7 protein-coding genes are annotated in these 12,657 nt (G+C 40.0%); 5 read left to right on the forward strand and 2 right to left on the reverse strand.

Features of this window, described 5'->3' with window-relative positions:
* The first annotated feature begins 293 nt into the window (after nucleotides 1–293).
* From katG to WSC_RS0118330, 4 genes are all read left to right on the forward strand, one after another.
* Nucleotides 294–2,507, forward strand: a complete 2,214-nt coding sequence (gene katG, locus WSC_RS0118315; RefSeq protein WP_016957408.1) for a catalase/peroxidase HPI — start codon at nucleotides 294–296, stop codon at nucleotides 2,505–2,507.
* A 202-nt stretch (nucleotides 2,508–2,709) separates the two neighbouring features.
* Nucleotides 2,710–4,806: a PocR ligand-binding domain-containing protein gene (locus WSC_RS24410; RefSeq protein WP_016957409.1), complete on the forward strand. Its 2,097-nt coding sequence runs from the start codon at nucleotides 2,710–2,712 to the stop codon at nucleotides 4,804–4,806.
* Nucleotides 4,807–4,873: 67 nt separating this feature from the next.
* Entirely contained in the window at nucleotides 4,874–9,097 is a 4,224-nt protein-coding gene (locus WSC_RS0118325) for a DEAD/DEAH box helicase (protein ID WP_016957410.1), read from the forward strand.
* A gap of 35 nt (nucleotides 9,098–9,132) precedes the next feature.
* Nucleotides 9,133–9,600, forward strand: coding sequence for a CreA family protein (locus tag WSC_RS0118330; protein WP_016957411.1), 468 nt, complete (start codon nucleotides 9,133–9,135; stop codon nucleotides 9,598–9,600).
* 7 nt (nucleotides 9,601–9,607) lie between these two features.
* On the opposite strand, the gene WSC_RS24415 is transcribed toward WSC_RS0118330, so the two are convergent.
* Nucleotides 9,608–11,041 (reverse strand): energy transducer TonB, encoded by a 1,434-nt coding sequence (locus WSC_RS24415; protein ID WP_016957412.1) that lies wholly within the window; start codon nucleotides 11,039–11,041, stop codon nucleotides 9,608–9,610.
* A gap of 272 nt (nucleotides 11,042–11,313) precedes the next feature.
* Between WSC_RS24415 and WSC_RS0118340 the strand changes: the two genes are divergently transcribed.
* A complete protein-coding gene (locus WSC_RS0118340; protein ID WP_016957413.1) occupies nucleotides 11,314–12,009 on the forward strand; it encodes a Fic family protein in 696 nt (231 codons plus the stop codon).
* Here the strand turns inward: WSC_RS0118340 and WSC_RS0118345 are convergent.
* Entirely contained in the window at nucleotides 12,004–12,462 is a 459-nt protein-coding gene (locus WSC_RS0118345; protein WP_016957414.1) for an SRPBCC family protein, read from the reverse strand. The two genes, WSC_RS0118340 and WSC_RS0118345, sit on opposite strands and share 6 nt — an antisense overlap.
* Between the last annotated feature and the right edge of the window lie 195 nt (nucleotides 12,463–12,657).

Consider the following 12,657-nt stretch of genomic DNA (forward strand, 5'->3'; position numbering starts at 1 on the left):
TTTTAATCAATCAAATTACTTGCAAACGGAGTGGGTCCATATATGGCTTGCAGCGATTTTGCAAAAAATATTTCAACCAGCTTGACCTTCAATGGCACTTTAGCTGCAGCGATCGTGGGCATAATGCACAAAACTTGCAGCAACTTTTCTACACTTGCTCTTAATCGACAATTCCAAAAGGCACTTCAAAAAATCCGATTAATCCAATCTGTTTTTCCCGCTCCATCTTAGTGCAATCTCCGACTTATACTGTAAAAAGTTTCCACAACACAACAGACTAGAAGGATTAACTCATGTTAAAAAAAGCACTTCCGATAATGACTGCGGTTGCATTTGCTGTTTCATCAGCAACAGCAATGGCAGGTACAGACACCAAAACAAATAAATTCTGGTGGCCGGAGCAATTAGACCTTACCCAACTTCGCGCACACGGCGTGGAATCAAATCCATACGGCGACAACTTCAACTATGCAGAAGCATTTGAAGCACTTGATTTAGACGCAGTAAAAGCAGATATCCGCAAAGTTCTAACCACATCACAAGATTGGTGGCCAGCTGATTATGGTCACTACGGTCCATTCTTTATTCGTATGGCATGGCACGCAGCGGGTACATACCGCGTACATGACGGCCGCGGTGGTTCTGGCGGTGGTCAAATGCGTTTCGATCCACTAAACAGCTGGCCAGACAATGCTAACTTAGACAAAGCACGTCGTTTATTATGGCCTATCAAACAAAAATACGGCCGTGATATTTCATGGGCTGATTTAATGGCTTTAACCGGTAACGTAGCACTTGAAGACATGGGCTTTACAACTTTCGGTTTTGCCGGTGGTCGTGAAGACGACTGGGAACCTGACAACGTTTATTGGGGCCCAGAAAAAGCCATGTTAAAAGACGAGCGTCGTGACGGCAAAGGTGGCTTAAAAGGTCCATTAGCGGCAGTTGAAATGGGTTTAATTTACGTAAATCCAGAAGGCCCACATGGCAACCCTGATCCACTATTAGCAGCACAAGACATTCGTATGTCATTTGGTCGTATGGCGATGAACGACGAAGAAATCGTTGCGTTAATTGCTGGTGGTCACACTTTTGGTAAAGCACACGGTGCAAAAAAACCTTCAGATTGTACAGGTAAAGAGCCTGCTGCAGCGGCAATTGAAGAGCAAGGTTTTGGTTGGAAAAACAAATGTGGTAAAGGCCATTCTGAAGACACTATTACCAGTGGTTTAGAAGGTGCTTGGACAGTTTCCCCAACTCAGTGGACTTCTAACTACTTAGATAACTTATTTGGTTTTAACTGGGTACAAACTCGTAGCCCAGCTGGTGCAATCCAATGGATCCCAGACAACAAAGCGGCGGCAAATTTAGTACCTGATGCACATATTCCTGGTAAACGCCATGCGCCAATTATGTTTACCACTGACTTGGCATTAAAAGAAGATCCTGCATTCCGTAAAATTGCAGAAAGCTTCCATAAAGATCCGAAAAAATACGAACTTGCTTTTGCTAAAGCTTGGTTCAAATTAAACCACAGAGATTTAGGTCCGCGTGCACGTTATTTGGGTAAAGAAATTCCACAAGAAGTACTAAAGTGGCAAGACTATATCCCTGAAGTTGACCACAAGTTAGTTGACGCAAAAGACGTTAAACATCTTAAAGCTGAAATTTTAGACTCTGGTTTAACTGTATCTGAGTTAGTTCGTGTTGCCTGGGCGTCTGCAGCAAGTTACCGTGGTACAGATATGCGTGGTGGTGCAAATGGTGCACGTGTTGCTTTAGCGCCACAAAAAGATTGGGCTGTGAACAATCCAAAAGAATTGGCGAAAGTTTTAAACAAACTTGAGAAAATTCAACAGCAGTTCAACCGTAAAGCACGTGGTGGCAAAAAGATTTCTTTAGCTGACACTATCGTATTAGCGGGTGCAGCGGCAATTGAAAAATCAGGGAAAGATGCTGGATATTCAATTGAAGTACCATTTAAGCCTGGCCGTATGGATGCTTCACAAGAGATGACTGACATAGAGTCTTTCAACTATCTTGAGCTAAAAGCTGACGGTTTCCGCAACTACTTTGCTGGTGGCAACTACAAAGGGCCAACTGAAATGTTAGTTGAGCGTGCTGATTTACTTGATTTATCTGTACCTGAAATGACAGCTTTATTAGGTGGTATGCGCGTATTAAACGCTAACTTTGAACAAAGCCAACACGGTGTATTCACAGCTAAACCAGGTACTTTAACTAACGACTTCTTTGTAAACTTATTAGATATGTCTACTAAGTGGAGCAAGTCAGATAAAGATGCAGGTGTTTACGAAGGTCGTGATCGCCAAACTGGTAAATTAAAGTGGACTGCAACGCCAGTTGACTTAATTTTCGGTTCAAACTCTGAATTACGTGCCATTGCTGAAGTTTATGCATCTGAAGATGCGAAAAACAAATTTGTTCAAGACTTCGTAAGCGCTTGGACAAAAGTAATGACCAACGATAGGTTCGATTTGAAATAATCATCTTCAAGGGCTGTAAGTTACAGCCCTTTTCGTTTGTAAGCTTTCACTTCTAGATATACAGAAATAACTGTACACAAATCAATACAGAGCTATTCTCAAGCGCTTCAATATCAGCTGTCAGCAATGGAATTATCTTAAATGACCAGCTATCTTTTATAAACGACTTACTGCTAAATCATATGTATTGGTTAGCCCTAACATGAACTATGATCCATCGTTGTTAATAACACCGCATTATTTCATCAAGGATCTGATAGACATAAAAAAACTAACCGAATTGTTAGAAAAGTATTCGCTCGCCACCGGTATGGCGACAGCTTTGCTAGATTTAGACGGCAATGTATTGATCGCGACTAATTGGCAAGACTCCTGTACTAAATTTCATCGTAAAAATGCAACAACTTGCGCGAACTGCCTAGAAAGCGACACAATTTTAGCCGGTCAACTTGCCGCTGGTGAAAGTTATAATGTATATCGCTGCAAAAACGGTTTGGTTGACGTAGCGACCCCAGTAAAAATTGGCGAACAACATGTCGCCAATTTATTTACTGGGCAATTTTTCTTCGAACCACCCGATATCGATTTTTTCAGGCAAAGAGCTCAACAACTAGGTTTTGATGAACAAGCATATATCGAAGCAATTGAACGTGTGCCTGTGTATTCTGAAGAAAAAATAAAATCCCATTTCGACTTTTTGGTGACCTTGGCACAAACGATTGCCGAGATGGGCGCGGCAACCATTAGGATGGAACAGCTCAACCAACAAATTCTCAAACACAACCAGAGTTTGACCAACTCATTTACAGACTTTATTGAGATAGCACCTGTTGGCGTCTTTAAAATGAATGCAAGTAACGGCAAATTTACCTTAGTAAACGACCAGTTCGCCAAACTATTGAGCCTAAAAAAAGAACAGCTCATTGGCAAAGACTTGTTGCCTTATATTAACCAACAAACCCACGACCAATTAAAACAACAATTGACGCTGTTAAATACAACCAACTTTTTTGGTCCACTTGAATTAGAGCTGCACCTTGCAAATAACCAAAACAAGGTCGTGTTACTACACGGAATATTAACCCAAGAACAAAGTGGCCAACGAATTATCTGGACAATTGTTCAAGATATTACAGATATCAAAGAGTTAGAGTTCAATTTACGTGAAGCCAAAACTAAAGCGGAAGACGCCAATAGAGCAAAAAGCGACTTTTTGGCCAATATGAGTCACGAAATCAGAACGCCTATGAATGCCATTTTTGGCACCTTACAAACTCTGCAAATAACCACAACCACAGTAGACGAAAAAAAATTGGTCGACCAAGCTTTATATTCGGCACGCTCGCTATTAACCATAATCAATGACATTCTCGATTATTCAAAAATTGAAGCACATAAATTGAGTTTGGAACAAATTCCAATACTACTCGAACAAGTGCTGAACTCCATTTGTTCAGATCTACAACCGATAGCGAGTGCAAAAAAACTCGACTTGACCTTAAATATTGCTGATGACTTCGAAGATGGCTGGGTCGGAGACCCTGTGCGTATCCGACAAATTATCCTTAATCTTGCAGCGAATGCAGTTAAATTTACCAAACAAGGTTATGTGGTCATCTCCCTTAAAAAGAATAACCAATCACAGATAGAAATCAGTGTGCAAGATACAGGTATAGGTATGAGTAAAAAGGGATTAGCCGCCTTGTATGCAAGATTTGAACAAGCAGATAGCTCTACAACCAGACAATACGGTGGCACTGGACTCGGAATGTCTATCAGTAAAAACTTAGTTGACTTAATGCAAGGCAAAATCCAAGTTCAAAGCACACCCAACGTCGGTAGCTGTTTTATCGTTACTTTACCACTGGAAAAAGCCAACAGAAAACAAATTGTCAGTTCAGCAAAAACAGCGATAAAACCACCGAACCTCATTGGCAAACATGTGTTGATTGCCGAGGATAACGAAATAAATCAATCAGTTATTCAGTGCCTATTAAAGCCAACTAAAGCAACTTGTTATTTTGCTTCCGACGGCTTCCAAGCGATCAGAATGTTTAAACAAATTAAACCTGATCTAGTTTTAATGGATATCAGAATGCCCAATATGGATGGTGTGCAAGCTTGCTTACATATAAAATCAATATCCACAGATACACCTGTGATAGCTTTAACCGCCAATGTAATGAAAGAAGATATTTTGACCTATCGTCAAACAGGTTTTGACCACCATATTGGCAAACCAATTGAACTTTCAGAGTTTTATTGCGTTTTATCAACCTATACCCATATGAGTCACTGACTTCGACTATTGCTAACCAATCTGTAGTTTGTTAGTTTGCATAACAAATTTTCAGACAGTTACCTTAATGCAAATCAGCTATCCAATTGCCATTTCAGCCAATACAACAAATGAAATCGAAGCGCTTTATCAAACCTATTTACAGCTGCCGCTTAAACTTCAATGCATTGTTAAACTGTTTGCAGTTGTACATAAACCAATTGGCCAAACTAAAATCGCTGAGTTGATTAAACTCGCGTCTGCATACAGTGTGTTCAATTTGGATAAAAAGCTGACTGGCATTAGCGCCGAAGAAAAAAAGTTTCTAGTCGAACAACAATTGCTGCAAGTACAGCCAGATGGGGTGATTTTAAATAGGTTGTTGTGCGGCAAGTTAATGGCCGAATGCATTCAGCAAAACCTGTTTCATCAGTTGATTAATTTAGCCGAGCAAGTTGTGCCTGTGGTTAATCCTTTTGCTTGGCAACCCGTATTAAAAGACCAACAAAGGTTAGTGCGCGATTTTTTCTATCTAGGTGAAATTGCCAACGTCAGTAAAATTTTAGACTTCAATGCCAACCCACAAGAAGTCAATTATTCGCTGAATCAGGTGTTGATTGAATTATTATTTATTCCGTTTGAGTTAGATAAAATACTCGCATTGGCGGATGACCTGCAGTACCAAGCGTTTGCCACTGTGTTTGATAGCCATTTACAACATGGTTTTGCGCTAAACTACCCTATCAGCTTGGCTGAGCAGGTTTTGCAGCATAATCCGAACAATCAAAATTTAAACTATTTATTGGCCGAACACTATTTATATCAAGGTCAATTAGAGCAAGTAGCTAAGTTGGTAAATACTGACGACACTAGCTGTTACGCTTTACAAATTAATGCCACTTTGGCCTTTTTAATCGGTGATTTTGTCCCAGCTGAAACTTTATTCAGCCAAGCGATTAAAGCGAAAAACAAATTTAGCCGCCGCAAAAATCAGTATATAGCTGGTATTTTTGGTGTCTTTTATAAACTGTGTTTAACCATATTGGCCAACAAACAATCAGCTGATTATTTTGGCACTGCGCTTGAGCAAATTAAGTTTGAACAAACCGATAAAAAGCGCCAGCCATTACCAGCTGATTTATCTGCTTGTTTGCAACCAGGCATATTTGCTTTGGCCAATGCAACTGAATATCAAAATAGTGCCGCAGCAATGAGCAACTTGCTTGACTTGCACCCGGGATTTTATCATCTAGCAAAAATTATCGACTTATTATTGCGCTGTTGGGTTAACGGCGAAATGAACCGTTTTGAATTAAAAAGCATTCAAGATGCCAACAACTTTTTTAGCAACAGTGGTTTTGGCTTATTTAGCCAACTTGCCGAGCAGTTATTAAGCACACCAAACAGCAGCGACTTGTACTTTTTCCCAGATGCAGTTAAACCCAAAGCTCAGTGGGATATAGCGCTAGAAAAACTGCAAGCGTTAGCAGGCAAACAAACCAGCGAGCAAACAAACACTGAGAATAAATCAAGTAATGAAGCACGACTTATTTGGGAGCTGCATATTTCGCGCTACCAAGTTGAGCTAAAACCGCGTGAACAAAAACTCAATAAAACTGGCTGGAGCAAAGGCCGCGCAGTTGCGCTAAAAAAACTTGCAGAAACACCTGAAGCTTACCCGTATTTAACTGAGCAAGATTTGCAAATTTGCCAGAAAATACAAGCGTATGACACTTGGAATAGATACGGCACAGTGCAATTTGAACTAGAAGGTTTAGATGCACTTGTTGCAGCGGTTGGCGCTGAGAATATTTATTTGGCCGATGATTTATCCGCACCAATTGAACTTGAACAAAAAGAGCCTGAGTTATTAATTAGCCAGCAAGACGATCAACTGTGTTTAAGCATTGCCGATTTACCACAATTTAATGGTGATAAAAACAAAGCCTTTTCGCTTAAACAAATTAAACCTGAGGTCTATTGTTTAACTGTATTTAGCCCAACCCACCTGCAAGTTGCTGAAATAATTGGCGAAGGTGGTTTGTTAATTCCGGTTAAAGCCAAAGAAAAAGTGCTCACCAGTATTCGCGCTATTGCACCGCTACTCAATATTCAATCGGATTTAACTGAGCTAAATACAGGGTTAAGCAGTTTTGAGTGTGACAAACATCTAGTTATTAATATTCAACCTTTCCAACAAGGTTTAGAGTTTGATTGTGTGATCATGCCTTTTGGCGAAGATGGCCCTGCCCTACAACCTGCGGTTGGTAGTGCCAATATCACTACAGAAATAAACGGCAAACGCATAGCTACTCAACGAAATTTAATTCGTGAACAAGAGTTATTAGATAAATTAGACCAAGCTTGCTCAAGCTTTTTAGCAATGGCTGATACCAAACTAATGTTGGCTGAGCCGCAAGATGCACTAGCAACACTTGAGCAGCTTGAACAATTAGTGAAACAACCACTTGCTGATTTGCCGATAAAATTGCGCTGGCCAAAAGGTAAAAAACTCACATTAAGCCAACAGCTGACTAGTGAGCATATGCAACTGGCAGTCAATAAAAAGAATGAATGGTTTGAAATTGCTGGCGAGCTAAAAGTAAATGACGAACAAGTTATTGAACTGAAAAAATTACTGCAATTAGTCAGCTCAAGCAATGGACGTTTTATCGAATTAGACCAAGAACAAGTATTAGTGCTGTCGGAAGATTTACGCCGCCGCGTGCAAACTTTGGCGCACAGCACAGACGATGGCAAATTCCATCCACTCGCCAGTTTACAAGTGGCCGAAGCCACCCAAGGGATGCGCTTAAAAACCTTGCACGCGTGGGAAACTCAAACTGAAAAAATGTATCAAGCGAATAAAATTGAGCCACAAGTGCCAAGCACATTACAAGCTGAATTGCGTGACTATCAATTAACAGGTTTTGATTGGGCCTGCCGCTTAGCCCATTGGGGCGCTGGTGCTTGTTTAGCCGATGACATGGGTTTAGGTAAAACTCTACAAGCTTTAGCTGTGTTATTGTCACGCGCAGCTCAGGGGCCAAGTTTAGTGATAGCGCCAACTTCTGTGTGTTTTAACTGGCAACAAGAAGTGGCTAAGTTTGCCCCTACACTAAAGGTTAAATTATTTGCAGATCATTCAGGTGATGAACAAAGAACTGAGCTATTAAACAATTTAGCTGAGTTTGATTTAGTGATTATCAGTTATGGATTATTGCAGCGTGAAAGCGACAAACTCGCGGCAATTAATTGGCAAACTATAGTCGCTGACGAAGCGCAAGCGTTGAAAAACCCGCTAGCCAAACGCAGCAAAGCCGCTTTTCAGTTAAAAGCCCAGTTTAAAATGATCACTACAGGCACACCAATTGAAAACGACTTAACCGAACTTTGGAGTTTATTTAAGTTTGTAAACCCAGGTTTACTCGGTAATTTAAAAGAATTTGGCCGCAGGTTTATTCAGCCAATCGCCAATGCAAAAGAAGATAAACTCGCCGCACATAAAGCAAGGCAAAGTTTAAAAACCTTAATCGCGCCGTTTATTTTACGCCGGATGAAAAACCAAGTTTTGACCGAATTGCCACCACGTACCGACATCAACCTGGCCGTTGAACTTTCCAGCGATGAACAAAATTTTTATGAGGCGCTGCGCCTAACCGCAATTGATAATATCAGCCAAGCATCACTTAACAGCAACGCAGGTGAACATAGAATAAAAATGCTCGCCGAATTAACTAAACTGCGCCAAGCCTGCTGCAACCCAAAACTTGTGATGGCTGAAAGCTCGATCCCTAGTGCAAAATTAGCAGCACTAGATGAACTGCTAGATGAACTTAAACAAAACAAACATAAAGCACTGATATTCAGCCAGTTTGTTGGCCATTTACAGCTGATAAAACAGCACATAGAAAACAAAGGTTTAAGTTATCAATATTTAGATGGTTCGACGCCACAAAAACAACGCCAGCAAGCGGTGAATAATTTTCAAAATGGCGAAGGTGATGTATTTTTAATTAGCTTAAAAGCAGGTGGCTCTGGACTTAATTTAACTGCGGCTGATTATGTTATTCATATGGATCCTTGGTGGAACCCAGCAGTTGAAGAACAAGCATCCGACCGCGCGTATAGATTAGGCCAACAAAGACCTGTGACTATCTACAGGTTAATTGCTAAAAACACCATTGAAGAAAAAATTGTCGCGCTGCATCAAAACAAACGCGACTTGGCGGATAAGTTATTGGCAGGCAATGAACAAGCTATGCCGCTATCAGTTGAAGATATGTTAGTCATGCTCAAAGAGACTTTTTAGCCTTTTATACCCAAGCTACTTAGACAAGGATATTTATGAAAAAAATAATTTTACTCGGCGCACTACTAGGATTAATCAGTGCCTGTTCAGACAAAGAAGTGGGTGATGTTTCTTTAGGGTTATTCACCACTAAAGATATCAAAATTTCGTCTATGCAAGATCCGCTTGTGCCAGGGGTTACTTGCCATGTTGCTTCTATTGAAGCTGATTTAAGTTTATCCGACCCAAGCGATAGCTCAATTTCCTGCCGTCAAACTGGTGAAATTACCGCACAAATGCTCAGCAACATAGATAAAAGCAAATCTGGCGATGTGGTGTTTAAACAGTCGAAAAGCATCTTTTTCAAAACCATGAAAGTTAGACGTATTTATGATGCTGAAAACCAAACCTTGTTGTATTTAAGCTACACCACCAAAGAAACCGATGGCAGTTTTAAACATAGTTTATCAACTGTGCCACTGTGGGGCACAGCTGCGTATGTTGAGCCGGTCGCTAAACCTTAATCTGATATTAGCTGCCTGCGGGCAGCATATTGGCGTAATTAAGCATTAAATACTCATTTTTACATTCTGTTTTATCCAAGTCAGTAAAGTTATCTGTTTGAATTTTTATAAGTTTTTCATTTTTTGTAACATGGGCAAACGTAACCAACAACATGCCCAAATTGCATTGAGTTTGCTCTGCTTTAGTTGAGAAAAAATATTCACTCGGCTGGTTCAAATCTGTGTTGGCCTTTAATTCAGTAATTAATTCTATTACCCAGGCTGCAGGCTCTAACGATAGAGCGTTGTCAAGATAGTCAGTTTTGACCACACCCTCTCCTAAATAGGATATGTATTTATGCAAGCCAATATGCACTGAAGAGCAAGGCGCATCTCTATTAAATTTCTTTTTTAGAATTGGCAAGAACCGATCGCCTTTTTTATACCAGTTCTGCCAAGTATCACCTGTGTCAAATTGAGTAAAATAAGATATATCAGCCAGATGTATTGTAGAATAATAGCCTGCACAACCCCAACTAGTAGCTAATTTAAAAGTTTGTTTGTGTAAATAAATCGCTTTTTCAGGATTAATAACATTGTTTTTCTTTCCGTAAAATGAATAAACAGCAAGTATGTTCATGCACGCGGCATTTTTCATCTCGGCACAATACTCGTAGTACCTATTACTTAGTTGATAATCTTTTAATAACACGCTCGCCATACCAGCCATATCTCGATATCTTTCACTATATGGTCTGGCTTGGTTAACAAATTCTAAGTCGTCAATTGCCAGCATAACTTCTTGTTTATTAACCTCAACGTCCTGCTCATTAGCAGTTGGCTCTTCAATTTGGTCGGTATTGATGTAGTGTCTTTTAAAGTTTATCGCTTTTAGCCCATAGCCTCGTGCTTCTCGCAAAATCTTTAGCGTCTCATTTGACAAGTGGGGGTTATTCTCTAAGTAAGTGGTTATTTGCTGTAGTGCTTCGCTAGACGCCTCTAAGTTTATATCTTCAGCCTTAACATCATTTGTGTGTGCCTTCAGATATTGCAGTGCCTTATTAACTGTATCCATAGTTACCACAGGCCATGGAAAGCTCAATTTCACCTCAGTTTGCTGAATATCATTTGGCGCTGTTACATAAATTCCATTCTGGCAAACGGGTGTGTAGTGCCACTGCTTTATTGCATTTATCGCCGCACTGTCGTACAAACCGGCTGGTTCTGATTCAAATATTTTAATGTTTTGCGGCCGACCATTTTGATCCACAGAGAATCGAGCCCGTACATAACCAGCTTGATTTGCGTTTGCAGGATAAATTGGTTCAACTTTAACGACACTATTCACTGTGTTGGTAGTGAGAGGTTTACCCGAGCGACTAGCGCAATGTTTGTCATATTGAGGCGTATTTACACAGGCAATTATAGAAAAGCTAAGCAGCAGTAAAATTATATTTTTCAAACGATAGATTCCAAATTATGGCGCTAGGTTTTATTCAGCCTTGAATCAAACCTTATCCATTAGCTTAAATTTAAACGTCAAAATAAAACATAATCAATCACAAATAAACAAACTAAAGTTTAAGTGGTGTATGCCAATTATTAGCTTCTATAACTCATAAAACATCGATTTTTTTATGCACGTGGCCATAAATTGGTGCACCTCGGCGTATGTCGAGCAACAAAAAATCGGTGTATACTTAACCCTGTTATTTCAAGCATGTAAGAACTTTTATGGCAGACTTTCAAGAATTACATTGGCAAATGACCCCTAACAAACCACTCGCTATTCAGCTAGCTAAACGTGATCTGACTGCTTTAGTATATGACGCTGTTAACCTTGAAGGTGTCGCTATGACCTTGCCAGAGGTGCAAACCATTTTGGATGGTATTACCGTTGGCGGCCACAAAATTAGTGATCAAAACATGGCTCAAAACCAAGCCAAAGCTTGGACTTATTTATTTGAGCTTGTTGCTAAAAGCCAGTTTTTTTTCGATAAGCCAACTGCCTTAGCAATTCATGCAATAGCAGGAAAAGAAGAGGCTTTAGAATGGGGGGCATTTAGAAACGGCTTTGTCACTATTGCAGGCTCTGAATATGAACCACCCGCGCCAACCGAATTAGACGAACGTTGGTTAGCAATCCAACAACAGGTTGAACAAACCTGTGATATATACGACCAAGCTATTGTTGCTTTTTTACAAATGGCGCGCACTCAATTTTTTTGGGACGTAAATAAACGCACAGGGCGTTTTATGATGAATGGTATTTTATTGGCTGCGGGTTACCCAATAATCAATGTACCCGCAAAACGCCAACAAGAATTTAATACCTTAATGTTAGATTTTTACGCAAGCAATAATATGCAACCTATGAATGTGTTTTTACGCTCGTGTTTAGACCAACGAATTGTTAGGAATTTTCTATAAATCTTCATGGCACTCAACATATTTTTTGATATCCAACAAATCTTGTTTGATCATTTTCTCCATTGAACCTTTCATTAAAAAGCCCATACAGCATGACATGATTTTGCCGAATAGTGTTTGTGCTTGGCCATTAAATGTCATAGTGAGTTTAGTGCCATCAGCAATTTCTTCAACAATCAAGCGGCTGATATAAATTGCGCCATGACTTTCGGCGCGCGTCTGGTAATAGTGGTTTTCTTCAACGTCGGTGATCCACATAGTTTCAGTGGCGTCTTTGCCAAACATTTTACGTGTTTCCGACCATTTAAAACCGATTAGTCCTTGTTTGGGTTGTTCTAATACTTGTAAGTCGGTTATCGCACTAATAACGTTTTTTGCATTATTGAAGTCGGTAATAACAGACCAGACTGTTCGTTTATCTGCTTTGATATCAACACTTACGTTCACTTGCATTTTATTCTCCTGCCTAACAAACATCACTGTTCAAGAGTTTAATACAAGTATGCTGAATTGCTAATTTCTAAAATTTCATAAATTCAGCGAGCAGCCATGGATTGGCTAACAGCGCTTCTGGGTTATGTGCTTTCAACACATAATATAAATGGGGTATTCCTCACAAAATCGCTTTTAACTCATCCTTGAGCCGCT

The organism is Catenovulum agarivorans YM01 (assembly GCF_000281085.1).
In the GTDB taxonomy this organism is placed as follows: Bacteria; Pseudomonadota; Gammaproteobacteria; order Enterobacterales; family Alteromonadaceae; genus Catenovulum; species Catenovulum agarivorans.